This window comes from Pseudaquabacterium pictum (assembly GCF_005403045.1).
GTDB classification, from domain to species: Bacteria; Pseudomonadota; Gammaproteobacteria; order Burkholderiales; family Burkholderiaceae_C; genus Pseudaquabacterium; species Pseudaquabacterium pictum.
In genome coordinates, this window is the sequence record NZ_BJCL01000005.1 from 40372 (window position 1) to 54116 (window position 13745).

The following is a 13745-nucleotide window of genomic DNA, read 5'->3' on the forward strand; positions in this document are numbered from 1 at the left end:
TCTTCCTGAAGCACCGGGCCCTGTCACCCGGTGTGACAACCCTCCCGGAGGAGACCACCATGAAACTGAAGCTCTTGAGTCTGCTTGTTCCCCTGTGCCTGGCGTCGATGGGCGCCCAGGCCGCCACCCCGCCGGTCACCGACCGCATGATCGAGGGCGACGCCAGTTCCACTGGCGACGTGCTCAGCTGGGGCATCGGGCAGGAGGGTCAACGCTATTCGCCGCTGAAGACCATCCACACCGGCAACGTGGCCAAGCTGCTGCCCGTGTGGAGCTTCAGCTTCGGCGGCGAGAAGCAGCGCGGCCAGGAAAGCCAGCCGGTCATCCACAACGGCAAGATGTTCGTCACCGCCAGCTACAGCCGCATCTTCGCGCTGGACGCCAAGACCGGCGCCAAGCTGTGGAAGTACGAGCACCGCCTGCCCGACGGCATCATGCCCTGCTGCGACGTGATCAACCGTGGCGCGGCGCTGTACGGCAACCTGGTGATCTTCGCCACGCTCGATGCCCAGCTGGTGGCCCTGAACCAGGACACCGGCGAGGTGGAGTGGAAGGAGAAGATCGACGACTACGCCGCCGGCTACAGCGCCAGCGCCGCGCCGCTGATCGCCGGTGGCCTGCTGCTGACCGGCGTGTCCGGCGGCGAGTTCGGCGTGGTCGGCCGCGTCGAGGCGCGCGACCCGAAGACCGGCAAGATGGTCTGGGTGCGCCCGGTGGTCGAAGGCCACATGGGCAAGAAATTCGACAAGGACGGCAACGCCAGCGACAACGGCGTGTCCGGCACCGCCGGCAAGACCTGGCCTGGCGACCTGTGGAAGACCGGCGGCGCCGCCACCTGGCTGGGCGGCACCTACAACAAGAAGACCGGCCTGGCCTACTTCGGCACCGGCAACCCGGCGCCCTGGAACAGCCACCTGCGCAAGGGCGACAACCTGTACTCCACCAGCACGGTGGCCATCGACATCAAGACCGGCCAGATCGTCTGGCACTACCAGAACACGCCGAACGACGGCTGGGACTACGACGGCGTCAACGAGTTCATCACCTACGACGACGGCGCCGGCAACATCCTGGGCGGCAAGGCCGACCGCAACGGCTTCTTCTACGTCAACGACGCCAAGACCGGCAAGCTGGTCAACGCCTTCCCGTTCGTCAAGAAGATCACCTGGGCCTCGGGCATCGACCTGAAGACCGGCCGGCCGAACTTCACCCCCGACGGCCGCCCCGGCGACCCGACGGCCGGTGCCGACGGCAAGAAGGGCAACGTGGTGTTCGCCGCGCCCAGCTTCTTGGGCGGCAAGAACCAGATGCCGATGGCCTACTCGCCGGAGACCAAGCTGTTCTACGTGCCGGCCAACGAGTGGGGCATGGAGATCTGGAACGAGCCCATCACCTACAAGAAGGGCGCGGCCTACCTGGGCGCCGGCTTCACCATCAAGACGCTGTCCGACGGCCCGATCGGCGCGCTGCGCGCGATCGACCCGAAGACCGGCAAGATCGTCTGGGAAGCACCGAACAACGCGCCGTTGTGGGGTGGCGTGCTGACCACCGGCGGCAACCTGGTCTTCTGGGGCACGCCGGAAGGCTTCCTGCAGGCGGCCGATGCCAAGACCGGCAAGATCCTGTGGAAGTTCCAGACCGGTTCGGGCGTGGTGGCCCCGCCGGTGACCTGGAGCGAAGGCGGCGAGCAGTTCGTGGCCGTGGCCTCGGGCTGGGGTGGCGCCGTGCCGCTGTGGGGTGGTGACGTGGCCAAGAAGGTCAACTACCTCGAGCAGGGCGGCTCGGTCTGGGTCTTCAAGATTCCGAAGTGATGCCCTGACCTGCAGCGGCCCGCGTGGCCGCTGCCCAACCCCGCTGGCACAGGCCGCCCGAGGGCGGCCTTTTCATGCCCGATGTCCAGCCAACCCCCGGAGATTTCCGATGTTCCAAGCCAAACAACCCCGCCGTGTGTTCCTGCTGCGCGCAGCCGCTGTCTCCAGCGTGGTCGCTGCCGGCAGCGCGCAGGCACAAGCCAAGGTCGACGAGGCCGACGAGACCGCCGTCGGCCTGGGCTACAAGCACGACACCACCAAGGTCGACACCAGGAAGTACCCCCAGCACAAGCCCGACCAGAAGTGCAACAACTGCGGCTTCTGGCAGGGCAGCGCCAGCGATGCCTGGGCCGGCTGCGCGATGTTCGGCCGCAAGCAGATCGCCGCCAACGGCTGGTGCGTGGCCTGGAAGAAGATCGGCTGAGCCGGCGCGGAGACAGCCTGGCGCTGAACGGCTGAACTGGCCGGCCGGCCGCCTGTTGATCCGGAGTTTTCCCCACACCCGTGTAGGGAACATTCGCACCGTGGGATCAGTTGTCCCCACAGGAGGTGCACCGGATGGAGTTCTTTCGTTACCACGGCCCCTGGTCCCCAGGTGTGCGGCTGTTCCGCCGGCGGCTGTTCGCCACCAAGGCGCTGATCATCTCGGCGATGTTCCTGGTGCCGGTGGCCACGCTGGGCTGGAGTTATCTGGCCGACAAGGCCGCGGCCATCGGCTTCTCGGCCAAGGAGCGGCTGGGCGTGCGCCACGCCCAGGCGGCGTTGCCGCTGCTGCAGGCCGCGCAGGACCTGCGCCTGCAGGCCGTGCTGTCGGCCGCTGCCGGCACTGCCGCACCCGGCTGGGCGCCGGCGCAGGCCGCATGGCAGGCCGCGCTGCAGCAGCAGGCCGTGGTGGAGGCCGAGCTCGGCCCTGCGCTGGGCACGGCCACCGCGCATGCCGCGCTGCAGGCGGCTGCAGCCGATGTGGGCTGGCAGGCCGGGCAGGCGGATGCCGTGATGGCCCGGCACACCGCGCTGGTGGATGCGGTGCTGGCGCTGATCGGTCACGCCACCGACGGCTCCAACCTGACGCTGGACCCCGACATCGACAGCTACTACGTGATGGACGCGGCCCTGTTCCGCCTGCCGGCGATGCTGGAGATGGCCCAGCGGCTGCGCGGCGCGGCGGTGCTGGCCGGCCAGACCGGCAGTGCCTGGCCGGCGCAGCAGCGCACCGCGCTGGAAGCCGCCGCCGTGCATGCCCACCATGCCGACAACCTGAAGGCCGGCCTGGACAAGGCGCTGGCCGCCAGCCCTGAACTGGCCGAGCCGCTGCGCACCGCCGACTGGCTGGGCCCGGTGCAGGCGCTGGTGGCCAGCACCCGGCAGCAGGTGCTGGCCGGTGCCGAGGCTGGCGCCGACCTGGCCCCCACCGCCGCCGGGCAGGCCGTGCTGGCCGCCCAGCTGCAGGCCAACCTGGGCCTGCTGCAGACGCTGGACCAGCTGCTGGCCACCCGCGTGGCCGGCCTGGAGCGCCAGCGCGCCGCCACGCTGGCCACGGTGGTGGTCTCGCTGTCGCTGGCCGCCTACCTGTTCTATGCCTTCTTCCTGGTCACCCGCGGTGGCATGCGCGAAGTGCGGCGCCATCTGGCGGCGATGACCGGCGGTGACCTCACCACCCAGCCCCAGCCCTGGGGCAATGACGAGGCGGCGCACCTGATGCAGTCGCTGGCCGAGATGCAGGGCGCGCTGCGCCGGATCGTCACCGAAGTGCGGTCCGCCTCCGACAACCTGGTGCATGCCAGCAGCGACATCGCCAGCGGCGCTGCCGACCTGAGCAACCGCACCGAGCAGGCGGCGGCCCGGCTGCAGCAGTCGGCCGCGGCGATGGCGCAGGTGGCCGGCGTCGCCCGCGACACCGCCCAGGGCGCCGAGCAGGCCGCCAGCCTGTCCACCCGCAATGCCGACGCTGCGGTGCGTGGCGGCACGGTGATGGCATCGGTGGTCGAGATGATGGCGGGGCTCGAGGCCTCGTCGGCGCAGATCAGCGACATCGTTGCCACCATCGACGGCATCGCCTTCCAGACCAACCTGCTGTCGCTGAACGCGGCGGTGGAGGCGGCGCGGGCCGGCGCGTCCGGCCGCGGCTTCGCGGTGGTGGCGTCCGAGGTGCGCGGTCTGGCCCAGCGCGCCGCGGCGGCTGCAGGCGAGGTGCGCCGCCTGATCGGCGACAGCGTCGGCCAGGTGGCTGCCGGCGGCCAGGTGGTGCAGCAGGCCGGCGCGTCGATCAGCGAGGCATTGCACAGTGCCCGCCAGATGGATGCGCTGCTCACGCAGATCGCCAGCGGTGCCCGCAGCCAGTCGGCCGGGGTGGACGACACCGCCCGGGCCGTGGCCGCGCTGGATGCGCTGACCCAGGCCAACACCACCCTGGTGGAGCAGACGGCCGCCGCCGCCGCGGCCCTGCACGACCAGGCCGGCGAGCTGGCCACCAAGGTGGCCAGGTTCAAGCTGCCGCAGCCGGCCTGACGCGGCTGCCGGGCGGCGCGGTCCGGGGCGGCCGGCGCCGACAATCGGCGGCATGCAACGACCCGCCCTGCCGCGCCGCAGCCCGCCCCTGGACCTGCCCCGCCTGGTGATGCGCCGGGCCAGCCTGGTGGGCGTCCTGGTGCTGCTGCTGGCCCTGGTGCTGGGCCTGGCCCGCATGGGCGATGACATCGACGATGAGGTGGATGCGGCGATGACCCTGGCCGCCGCCATGGCCCGCCTGGGCCAGCTGGGCCAGACCGATGACCGCAGCGCGCTCGAGGCGCTGCGTGCGCTGCAGGCCGGGCACCCGCTGCGCCACCTGTCGCTGCAGGTGCATGCCCAGGATGGCCGGCTGCTGCTGGGCCCGCCACCGGCCGCGCCCGCGCCCGCACCGCTGCGCTGGCTGCTGCAATGGCACCAGGACTGGCTGTCGGTGCCCGATGACCGCCGCGTGGCCTGGCCGGTGCAGCGTGCCGATGGCAGCCGCTGGTCGGTGTCGCTGGCGGCCTCGCATGACAGCGAGCGGCACGAGGCCCTGGTCAGCCTGCTGGGCATGCTGGGCCTGCTGCTGCTGGCCGTGGCCGGGCTGCTGGCGGCCATGCACTGGAATGTGCGCCGCGCCTTCGCGCCGCTGGGCCGGCTGCTGCAGGCGATTGCCGGCATCGAAGGCCACGACGCCCGCCAGGTGCAGGCCCTGCCGACCATGCCCACGCGTGAGCTGGAATCGCTGGCCGCCGCACTGCGCCACCTGGGCGCCGCGCTGGACGAGGCCGAGGCCCAGCGCCGCCAGCTCAGCCAGCAGGTGCTGACGCTGCAGGAGGATGAGCGCGCCCGCCTGGCGCGCGATCTGCACGACGAGTTTGGCCAGCGGCTCACCGCGCTGCGGGTGGACGCGGCCTGGCTGTCCCGCCGCGTTGCCGGTGATGCCGCATTGCAGCAGGTGGTCGACGGCATGGCCCAGCAGTGCGGCCTGGTGCAGCAGGACATCCGCTCGCTGCTCGGCCGGCTGCAGCCCTTCGGCCCGGCCGCGCCCGGTGCCGCGCCGGCCGAGAGCCTGGCCAACGGCACCGACCTGCTGCAGGCGCTGGTGGACAGCTGGCAGGGCAGCGGGCCCGAGCCCGGCCTGGCCTGCCGGCTGGAGCTGGCCTGGCTGGCCGCCGATGGCCAGCCGCAGCCCTGGCCCGCGGCCGATGCGGCGGCGCTGTGGCTGCCGCGCCCGCTGTGGCTGGCCGTCTACCGCATCAGCCAGGAGGCGCTGACCAACGTGGCCCGCCATGCCGGCGCGCAGCGGGCCGGCCTGCGGCTGCAGCTGCAGGGCGGGCGCCAGCCCGGTGCGCCGCTGCAGCTGCACTGGCAGGCCTGGGACGATGGCTGCGGCCTGCCGCCGCAGGCCACCGCCACCACGCCCCGCGCCGATGCCGTGCTGCCGCGCGGCAACGGCCTGGCAGGCCTGCAGCAGCGGGTGTGGGCGCTGGGCGGCGAGCTGCGCTGCACGGCCTGGCAGCCCGGCAGCGCCCGGCCCGGCCTGTGCCTGGCGGCCAGCTTCGACACCCGGCTGCTGCCGCCGCCACAGACCGCCTGACCCGCCACCGCCCCGTCAGAACGTCAGCCGCAGCCCTAGCCACAGGCTGCGCGGCGCACCGGGCGCAACGAACAGCGCGTCTTCCTCGCTGCCGGTGAATTTGCCACGGGCGTCGAACACCGTCTCGGCCAGCGCGCCGTAGGTCTCGTAGCGCTTGTCCAGCGCGTTCGTCACCCGCGCCACCACGCTGAGCGCCGGCGTGGCCTGCCACTGCAGGCGCAGGTGCAGCAGGGTGTGGCCGGGGATGGAGAGGCGGTGCACCTCGGTGGCGCCGTCTTCCAGCAGGCCGTCCTCATTGCCCTGCACGCCGCGTGACGAGACGATCTGCATGTCGGCCCCCACGCGCAGGCCGCGGCCCAGGGCCCAGTCGGCGCCCAGCTTGGCGCTGTGGCGCGGCAGGCCGGCCATCCTGGTGCCCGGGGTGATGGTGACGTTGCGTTCGCCCATGCGCAGCAGGCCGTGGGCCTGGTAGGTGGCCTGCAGGTGGCTGTAGCTGGCGGTGACGGCTACCGGGCCGTACTGCGCCTGCCAGGACGTGTCCAGCCCCTGGTGCCGGGTGCGCTGGAAGTTCTGGAAGTAGCCCAGCTGGCTGACCGCGCTGACGCTGCGGAAGACGATGTCGTCGCGGTTGTCGGTGCGGAACAGCGCCAGCTCCAGCCGCTGCCCCGGGGCCGGCCGCCAGCGCAGGCCGGCCTCCAGGCTGGTGGCGCGCACCTGCTTCAGGTAGGGGTCGCTCTGCAGGCCCACCGGCAGGCGGCAGGGTTCGTCGGGATCGGCGCAGCCCAGCTCGATGACGGTGGGCACCCGGGTGTTGCGCGCCAGGTTCGCAAACACCGCCAGGCCGGTGCCCACCTGCTGCGTGATGCCCAGCGCCGGGTTCAGGCTGGTGTAGGTGAAGCTCTCCTTGGGCTTGGCTTCCAGCACGCCGGTGTCGTCGTCCACCGTGGTCAGGGTGTTGCTGACGCGGCTGCGGTTGGCGCGCAGCGTGGCGGTGACATGGGTGCCCGGCGCCAGCTGCCAGGTGTCGGTGGCATACAGGCCCAGGTGCAGGCTCTTGCCGGTGACCGAGGCGCTGAGCTCGGCCTCCTCATCGCCGGCCAGCACGCCGCGGCTGGCATCGAAGCGGCCTTCCTGCTCCAGCTGGCGGTAACGCACGCGGCTGGCATCCACGCTGGCGCCCACCTGCCACTGGTGCGCGCCGCTGCGCCGGGCCAGGCTCAGTGCCGCGCCCCAGGCCGACTGGCGGGTGGCGGTGGTATTGAGCGAGGCGTTCTCGTCGGGCACCAGCGGGTCGAAGTCGTCCGCGCCGTCGCCATTCACCGTGTCGCGCCGGCTGTTGCGGGCATAGGCCAGGGCCTGCAGGCGGCTGCCGGCAGCCAGCTGCTGGCTGAGGTTGAACGTGGCCTGGGCCAGGCGGTTCTTCGTGCGGTCGGGGTGGGTGAAGACGGCGCTGCGCGAGGTGGCGTACAGGTCGGGCGTGCGGTTGCCGTCCTCGTCCAGCGTGGCGCTGGGCAGCAGGCCGTTGCCCACCAGGGTGGCGCTGCCACCGAGCAGGCCCACGCTCCAGTCGGTGCCGCCCTGGCTGCGGCCCAACCTGGCCAGCACCAGCGCCTGCCTGCCGGGCGACTGGTCGCGCCAGCCGTTCTCGTCGAACACCGTGCCGCCCACGTAGCTGTGCCAGCCATCGGCATGGCGCTGGCCCAGGCCCACCTCGGCGCGCTGGCGGCCGTGGCTGCCGAAGCCCGCCTCGGCGCGCAGGCCCTCGGCGCTGCGGCCGTCCACCGTCTCCAGCACGATGGCGCCGCCCAGCGTGTTCAGGCCGAAGCTGGGGTTCGCCCCAGGCAGCACGGTGAGCGACTGCAGTGCGAACTCGGGCACCATGTCCCAGTTGATGACATCGCCGAAGGGCTCGTTGATGCGCACGCCGTCCAGGTACACCGACAGCCCCTGCGACGCGCCCAGCAGGCCCGAGGCGCGGTAGCCGCGGTAGGTGAGATCGGCCTGGAACGGGCTGCCCTGGATGTCGTTGACCTGCATGCCGGGCAGGCGGCGGGCCAGGAAGTCGGTCATGTTGTCGCCCTGGGCCTGGTCGAGCGCGCCGCGGCGCACCGTCTGGCTGGCATAGGGCAGCAGGTTGCGGTCGACGCCCAGGCCGGCCAGGGGCGAGGTGCCGATCACCTCCACCTGCGCGGTGGGGGCGTTCTGGGCGGACACGGTGGCGGGCCCGGAAGCGGTGATGGCTGCAATGGCGGCCAGGGCGGTGTGGCGCAGGCGTGGGAACATCAGGAACTGTCTCCTCGTTGTGGTGTTGGAAAGCTGGTGATGCCTCTGCAAAGCATGGGCCCGGGCACCCGGGAAAACTTCCCGATCTGTGCTGGGGAAATCCGGGGATGACAGTGCACGTGATGCTGGTGGACGACCACGCCGTGGTGCGTGCCGGCTACCGCCGCCTGCTGGAGCTGGAGCCCGATTGCGTGGTCAGCGCCGAGTGCGGCGACGGCGATGCCGCCTATGCCCTGCTGCAGCAGCGCCAACCGCCGCCGGTGGACGTGATCGTGCTCGACCTGTCGATGCCCGGGCGCAGCGGCTTCGACCTGCTGCGCCGCATCGCACTGCGCTGGCCCACGCTGCGCCGGCTGGTCTTCAGCATGCACGACAGCCCGGCCATGGTGGCCCAGGCCCTGGCCGCCGGGGCGGATGGCTTCGTCACCAAGAGCAGCCCGCCCGAGGTGCTGGTGGCCGCGCTGCGCCGCGTGGCCGCGGGCGAGCAGCGGGTGCTGTCGCCCGACATCGCCGACGCACCCGCCCAGCCGGCGGCGCAGGCGCCGCACCTGGCCCTGTCACCGCGCGAGTTCCAGGTGCTGCAGGGCCTGCTGGCCGGTGACGCGCTGGACGTGATCGCCGAACGCCTGCACCTGAGCGCCAAGACGGTGTCGAACCACCAGACGCTGATCCGGCAGAAGCTGGGCGTGGGCAATGCGGTGGAACTGCTGCGCTATGCGCAGCTGCACCGCTTGTTCTAGCGGCGCGCGGCCCGCGGCTTCGCGGCCAGACAAGCGGCACTTCCTGTGCGGGCCAGTCGGTTGGCGCGCGGTCACCTAAGGTCACGGCACGGGTTCCGGGCTGCGCTGTGCAGCCTGGCGCGCGCGGAGTCGGCGCATCGATCCCGATGCCCGGTCCCAGGCAACCACATGACGCTCGCAGGAGCATGGAGACGCACGCAATGGCCAAGCTGAAAGCGCAAGAGGAATATGTTCAGATCGACGACATGCCGTGGGCGCCGTTCCCGGATGCGTTCTCGAAGGGCGGCATCACCTGGCGGCTGCTCTATGTCTCGCCCGAGGCCGGCACCTGGACGGCCGTCTTCGCCTGCCCCGCGGGATCCTCGTTCAACGCCCACTTCCACACCGGGCCGGGGGAGTACTTCCTCTACGAGGGCCGGATGGACGTGCGCGGCGGCAAGGCCGCGGGCGGGGACACGGCGGTGGCGCCTGGCTACGGCTTCGAGTCCTCGGGCGCGCGGCACGACAAGACGCAGTTTCCGGTCGACAGCGCCTTCTACATGACCTTCTCCGGCCCGCTGGCCTTCATCAACCCCGATGCGTCGGTGATCGCCAACATCGGATGGGAAGAGGCGCAGGGCGCCTGGCAGGCCCATGTCGACGCGCACAGCGCTGCCCGCAACGCCGCCTGATGCCGCTGCCGGCCGCCGCCACCCAACCGCGGGACGGCGGCCGCTGCCCAACCCCGGGCCGACCACGGCCCCCAGCACCGCCATGTCCTGATGCCCAAGATCATCCACACCATGGTCCGCGTCCTCGATCTCGCGCGGTCGATGCGCTTCTACGCCGACCTGCTGGCCCTGCGCGAGGTGCACAGGCTGGACTTTCCGGACTTCGCGCTGGTGTACCTGCGCAACGATGAGAACGATGTCGAACTGGAGCTGACGCTGAACAAGGGCCGGGCGGAGCCCTACACCCATGGCACGGGCTATGGCCACATCGCCGCCGTGGTGGACGACGTCAACGCCGAACGCCATCGCCTGCGGGCACTGGGCCACGCGCCCGGTGACGTCAACGAGTTCAAGCGCGGCGACGAGCTGCTGGCCCGCTACTTCTTCATCCAGGATCCGGACGGCTACAAGATCGAGGTGCTGGAGCGCCACGGCCACTATCGCTAGGCGACCGCTGCCATACTTGGCCGACACCAGGGCCGTCCAAGACAGCGCGGTGCCAGCGTCGCGGCGCAACAGCGACGGGAACGCACCGCCCAACGGAGACAAGGCATGCATGCTGAACCCCGAGACGATGGCAGCCCCGGCACACGGCGGTGGTCGACGGCCGACGTGTGCCGGTCCGACACGACCGATGCCTGGCAGTCGGCGCTGAACGACAACTACGGTCACTGGCAGGTGACGCAGTCTGTCGGCGCGCAGTTCGCCGCCAGCACCCGCAACCGCGACTTCAATGGCGTGCGTGTGGTCGAGTGCGTGTGCGACCCCTGCACCGGCCGCCGCCTGCCGCAGTTCATCGACCGCGACCCGCAGCCCTACATCGGCGTCCAGATCACCAAGGCCGGCCGCGAGCGGTTCCACCTGGGCGGGGAGGACATCAGCCTGGGTGCCGGCGATCTGGTGATCTGGACCAGCACGCAGGCCGCCGAGTTCACGGTCATGGAGCGGCTGCACAAGGTGTCGCTGGTGCTGCCCTGGTCCGACATCCAGGAGCGGCTGCCGCGCGGCACGCGCTTCAACGGCACGGTCATCGACAGCCGCGTGGGCATCGGTGCGGTGCTGTACTCGCATGTGGACAGCCTGGCGCGCCAGCTCGACCTGTTCACCCAGACCGACCATGCCGCGGTGCGCCGGGCCACGCTGGAGCTGCTGACCGCCGCCATGAGCCACCGGGTGGAAGCACCCCAGCGCGGCCTGGCGATGCGCTACCTCAAGCAGTTGCAGGACTACATCCTGGCGAACCTGCAGGACGAGCAGCTGTCGCCGACGACCGTGGCCACGGCCAACAACATGTCGCCGCGCTATGTGCACATGCTGTTCGCGCAGATCGGGGTGAGCGCGTCGTCGTGGATCCGCCAGCAGCGCCTCGAGCGCTGCCGCGATGACCTGCGCAGCCGCACCTACCGGGACTGCAGCGTCGCCGAGATCGCCTACACCTGGGGCTTCGCAGACCCGTCGCACTTCACGCGCATCTTCAAGCAGCAGTTCGGTGTCGGGCCCCGCGCCTACCGCGAGGCCCAGCCGCGCTGATCAGCCCGCGGTGAAGGTCTGCACCGCGATCCTGCCCTTGCGGATCACGAAGGTGTCGGTCGCCTGGTTCACGAAGGGCTTGGCCTCCCACACCAGGTAGGCCACATCGCCGTCGACCGCCTGCGCGCTGATCTTGAAGGCCTCCCAGAACCCCGGCTTCACCGACTTCAGGAAGCCATCGAAGAAGCCCCGGATCTCGGTGGTGCCCCGGTACTGCTTGTCGTGCGTCAGGATCACCGACGCCGCCGTGTAGTCCTTCATGATCTCGTCCAGACCCTTGGCGAAGGCACCCAGATGGTGGTCCAGCACGGCCTTCGTCGACGGTGTCGCCGCCACGGCGGCCGCGGGCGTGCCCAGCAGCGGCAGCGCAGCCAGCGCCAGCGCGCCTTGCGCGAGCACTTGGCGCCGCGTGTCTTGCAGCGGCAGCGTCGAGGATGGGGTCCTGTCGGTCATGGCTTGTCCTCTGCCAGTGCGGTGAAGGTCTGGATGTGGATCTTGCCGTCGCGCACCAGCAGCGTGTCGGTCGCCATCGCGATGAAGGGCCTGGCTTCCCAGGCGAGGTAGGCCACCTCGCCGCGCACCGCCTGGCGCTGGATCTTGAAGGCCTCCCAGAAGCCCGGGCGGATGCTCTTCAGGAACTCTTCGAAGAAGCTGCGGATGCCGGCCAGGCCGGTGATCGTGCCGCTCTGCAGGACGATGCTCGACTGCTCGGTGTAGTCGGCCACCAGCGCATCGAGACCGAGCGCAAAGGCGTCCAGATGGCTCTCCAACACTTCTTGCGTGCTGCGCACGCGGGATGGTTCCGGGACTGCTGGCATGCTGAGGTTCCTTGTCGTCGGCGCCCCCGCGGGGCCGGTGCGACGCACGATACGCAAGCCCCTGGCGGCACACTGCCGCGCCAGCGAAACCCGGCTTGACCAGCAGCGCAGGCCGCCGGTGCCGGGCTCACTCGCCCTTGCTCGCCAGCCCCAGCCGCTCCACCACCACCCGCTCATGCTCGTACGCCGCACGCAGCGCGCGGCCGTAGTCCTCGGGCGCCAGGTACGCCGGCTCCTGGTCATAACGCGCCAGCTCGGCGACAAACGCCGGGTCCTGCATCGCGGCGCGGAAGGCCTGGTGCAGCACCTGCACCACGTCGGCCGGCATGCCCGCCGGGCCGGCCAGGCCGTAGGGCGACATGGCCACGATGTTGTGGCCCAGTTCCTTCAGCGTGGGCACGGTGGGCCAGCGCTTCGTGCGCTGTTCGCCGAAGGTGACCAGCAGCCGCAGCGTGCCCGCGTCGACGAACGGCGCAAAGCCGTTGCTGTTGACGCCCACCATCACCTGGCCGGCGGCCACGGCCACCATCTGCTCCGACGTGCCCTTGTACGGCACGTGGATGTAGCTGAGGCCGCGCTTGCCGAACAGCTCGTCGATCACCACATGCGGCGTGGTGCCGGCGCCGTTGGTGGCGATGGACAGCGCATTCGGGTGGGCCTTGGCATGGGCGAACAGGTCGTCCAGCGTCCTGAACGGGCTGGCCGCCGGCACCACGATGCCGAAGGTGACGCCCGAGAGCTGCAGGATCGGCGTGGTGTCGCGGATCGGGTCCCACAGCACCTTGCGGGTCCAGGGCGCGCGCAGCACCGTCTGCGGCAGCTGGGCCAGGGTGTAGCCGTCGGGCGCGGCCTGCTGCAGGATGGGCATGGCCAGCGTGCCGCCGGCGCCGCTGCGGTTCTCGATCAGCACCTTCTGGCCCAGGCGCCGGGCGGCGCCCTCGGCCAGCACCCGGAAGGTGAGGTCGGTGGCGCCACCGGCCGGCCAGGGCAGCCACAGCGTGACCGGCCGGGTGGGAAAGCGCTGCGGCGCCTGCGCCAGCGCGGCGCCCCAGGCGGGGCCGAGGGACAGTGCGCCCAGCAGGCCCATCAGCTGGCGGCGGTGGTTCAGTTCCATTCAAGCAACTCCAGTGTCGTCTTGCCGCCGGCCAGGAAGGTGGAATTGGCCGGCTCGGTGCGTTCCAGCTTCACCAGGCCCACGCCCTTGCAATACCACTCGGTGGTGGTCAGCGGCATGTCCTTGAAGCCCACCACCGGATCGGCGAACAGCTTCATCACCGCCGTGCCCTGCACGCGGATGCAATCGCTGAAGCTGCCGGCGCGGGTGGTCAGCTTGTCGCCCAGCGCCTCGATGCGGTAGGTCATGGGCACCGGCTTGTGGGTGTGGCGGATCTCGGGCGGAAAGTCGGCATTGCGGCGCAGCAGGTAGGTGGTGGTGGGGGCCTGCCAGCTGGTGCCCACGGCCAGCGGCATCTTCAGCACGAAGCGTGGTGCCTTGTCGGGTTCGGGCGCTTCCTGCAGGTCGGTCTTGCTGGCCACGCGGTAGATGCCGCTGTCGTCGGCCCGCAGCCAGTAGTCGATGCCGCTGTCGCTGCGGCGGCGCCAGGCGCTGCCGCTCTCGAGCTGGTCGCTGCCCAGGGCGCTCAGCACCAGCGGCTCGCGCTCGACGGTGTTGTTCTCCCATTCGGTGACCTGCTCGTACACCCAGCGCTTGCCCGCCTCCAGCGGAAAGTAGGAGGTGCTGGCCGGTGGGCCGCCGCATCCGG

At 71.1% G+C, this 13745-nt stretch carries 13 protein-coding genes; 8 read left to right on the plus strand and 5 right to left on the minus strand.

Translation table 11 applies throughout. The features are described from left to right. Window positions 1–59: 59 nt before the first annotated feature. From FFT10_RS11390 to FFT10_RS11405, 4 genes are all read left to right on the plus strand, one after another. Complete coding sequence (locus FFT10_RS11390) at window positions 60–1811, plus strand: PQQ-dependent methanol/ethanol family dehydrogenase (protein ID WP_137732951.1); 1752 nt, start codon at window positions 60–62, stop codon at window positions 1809–1811. A 109-nt stretch (window positions 1812–1920) separates the two neighbouring features. Then, window positions 1921–2235: a high-potential iron-sulfur protein gene (locus tag FFT10_RS11395; protein WP_137732952.1), complete on the plus strand. Its 315-nt coding sequence runs from the start codon at window positions 1921–1923 to the stop codon at window positions 2233–2235. Window positions 2236–2369: 134 nt separating this feature from the next. Beyond that, window positions 2370–4319, plus strand: a complete 1950-nt coding sequence (locus tag FFT10_RS11400) for a methyl-accepting chemotaxis protein (protein ID WP_137732953.1) — start codon at window positions 2370–2372, stop codon at window positions 4317–4319. A 52-nt stretch (window positions 4320–4371) separates the two neighbouring features. Further along, window positions 4372–5901, plus strand: a complete 1530-nt coding sequence (locus FFT10_RS11405) for a sensor histidine kinase (RefSeq protein WP_137732954.1) — start codon at window positions 4372–4374, stop codon at window positions 5899–5901. A gap of 15 nt (window positions 5902–5916) precedes the next feature. Here the strand turns inward: FFT10_RS11405 and FFT10_RS11410 are convergent, their stop codons facing one another. Then, a complete protein-coding gene (locus FFT10_RS11410; RefSeq protein ID WP_137732955.1) occupies window positions 5917–8184 on the minus strand; it encodes a TonB-dependent receptor in 2268 nt (755 codons plus the stop codon). 107 nt (window positions 8185–8291) lie between these two features. Here FFT10_RS11410 and FFT10_RS11415 point away from each other — a divergent pair, with 107 nt between their 5' ends. From FFT10_RS11415 to FFT10_RS11430, 4 genes are all read left to right on the plus strand, one after another. Continuing rightward, a complete protein-coding gene (locus FFT10_RS11415) occupies window positions 8292–8924 on the plus strand; it encodes a response regulator transcription factor (protein ID WP_137732956.1) in 633 nt (210 codons plus the stop codon). 200 nt (window positions 8925–9124) lie between these two features. Beyond that, entirely contained in the window at window positions 9125–9595 is a 471-nt protein-coding gene (locus tag FFT10_RS11420; protein WP_137732957.1) for a 2,4'-dihydroxyacetophenone dioxygenase family protein, read from the plus strand. Window positions 9596–9685: 90 nt separating this feature from the next. Beyond that, window positions 9686–10081, plus strand: a complete 396-nt coding sequence (locus FFT10_RS11425) for a VOC family protein (protein ID WP_137732958.1) — start codon at window positions 9686–9688, stop codon at window positions 10079–10081. 105 nt (window positions 10082–10186) lie between these two features. Next, window positions 10187–11164, plus strand: coding sequence for a helix-turn-helix domain-containing protein (locus tag FFT10_RS11430; protein ID WP_137732959.1), 978 nt, complete (start codon window positions 10187–10189; stop codon window positions 11162–11164). Here FFT10_RS11430 and FFT10_RS11435 read toward each other — a convergent pair whose 3' ends face one another. The 4 genes from FFT10_RS11435 to FFT10_RS11450 all read right to left on the minus strand — a co-directional run bounded on the left by FFT10_RS11435 (window position 11165) and on the right by FFT10_RS11450 (window position 13683). Beyond that, entirely contained in the window at window positions 11165–11617 is a 453-nt protein-coding gene (locus tag FFT10_RS11435) for a nuclear transport factor 2-like protein (RefSeq protein WP_228027071.1), read from the minus strand. It abuts the gene before it with no gap. Next, complete coding sequence (locus FFT10_RS11440) at window positions 11614–11955, minus strand: nuclear transport factor 2 family protein (protein ID WP_228027072.1); 342 nt, start codon at window positions 11953–11955, stop codon at window positions 11614–11616. The genes FFT10_RS11435 and FFT10_RS11440 overlap by 4 nt, the downstream gene beginning before the upstream one ends. A gap of 154 nt (window positions 11956–12109) precedes the next feature. Then, entirely contained in the window at window positions 12110–13096 is a 987-nt protein-coding gene (locus FFT10_RS11445) for a Bug family tripartite tricarboxylate transporter substrate binding protein (RefSeq protein ID WP_137732961.1), read from the minus strand. Next, on the minus strand, window positions 13087–13683 hold the full coding sequence (locus FFT10_RS11450; protein WP_228027073.1) for a hypothetical protein: 597 nt from the start codon (window positions 13681–13683) through the stop codon (window positions 13087–13089). Before FFT10_RS11450 ends, FFT10_RS11445 begins: the two co-directional genes overlap by 10 nt. Window positions 13684–13745 lie beyond the last annotated feature (62 nt).

Excerpts from the sequence above, each read along its gene's own strand:
- FFT10_RS11390 (WP_137732951.1), top strand. The coding sequence starts at position 60 with ATGAAACTGAAGCTCTTGAGTCTGCTTGTTCCCCTGTGCCTGGCGTCG.
- FFT10_RS11395 (WP_137732952.1), top strand. The coding sequence starts at position 1,921 with ATGTTCCAAGCCAAACAACCCCGCCGTGTGTTCCTGCTGCGCGCAGCC.
- FFT10_RS11400 (WP_137732953.1), top strand. The coding sequence starts at position 2,370 with ATGGAGTTCTTTCGTTACCACGGCCCCTGGTCCCCAGGTGTGCGGCTG.
- FFT10_RS11405 (WP_137732954.1), top strand. The coding sequence starts at position 4,372 with ATGCAACGACCCGCCCTGCCGCGCCGCAGCCCGCCCCTGGACCTGCCC.
- FFT10_RS11410 (WP_137732955.1), bottom strand. The coding sequence starts at position 8,184 with ATGTTCCCACGCCTGCGCCACACCGCCCTGGCCGCCATTGCAGCCATC.
- FFT10_RS11415 (WP_137732956.1), top strand. The coding sequence starts at position 8,292 with ATGACAGTGCACGTGATGCTGGTGGACGACCACGCCGTGGTGCGTGCC.
- FFT10_RS11420 (WP_137732957.1), top strand. The coding sequence starts at position 9,125 with ATGGCCAAGCTGAAAGCGCAAGAGGAATATGTTCAGATCGACGACATG.
- FFT10_RS11425 (WP_137732958.1), top strand. The coding sequence starts at position 9,686 with ATGCCCAAGATCATCCACACCATGGTCCGCGTCCTCGATCTCGCGCGG.
- FFT10_RS11430 (WP_137732959.1), top strand. The coding sequence starts at position 10,187 with ATGCATGCTGAACCCCGAGACGATGGCAGCCCCGGCACACGGCGGTGG.
- FFT10_RS11435 (WP_228027071.1), bottom strand. The coding sequence starts at position 11,617 with ATGACCGACAGGACCCCATCCTCGACGCTGCCGCTGCAAGACACGCGG.
- FFT10_RS11445 (WP_137732961.1), bottom strand. The coding sequence starts at position 13,096 with ATGGAACTGAACCACCGCCGCCAGCTGATGGGCCTGCTGGGCGCACTG.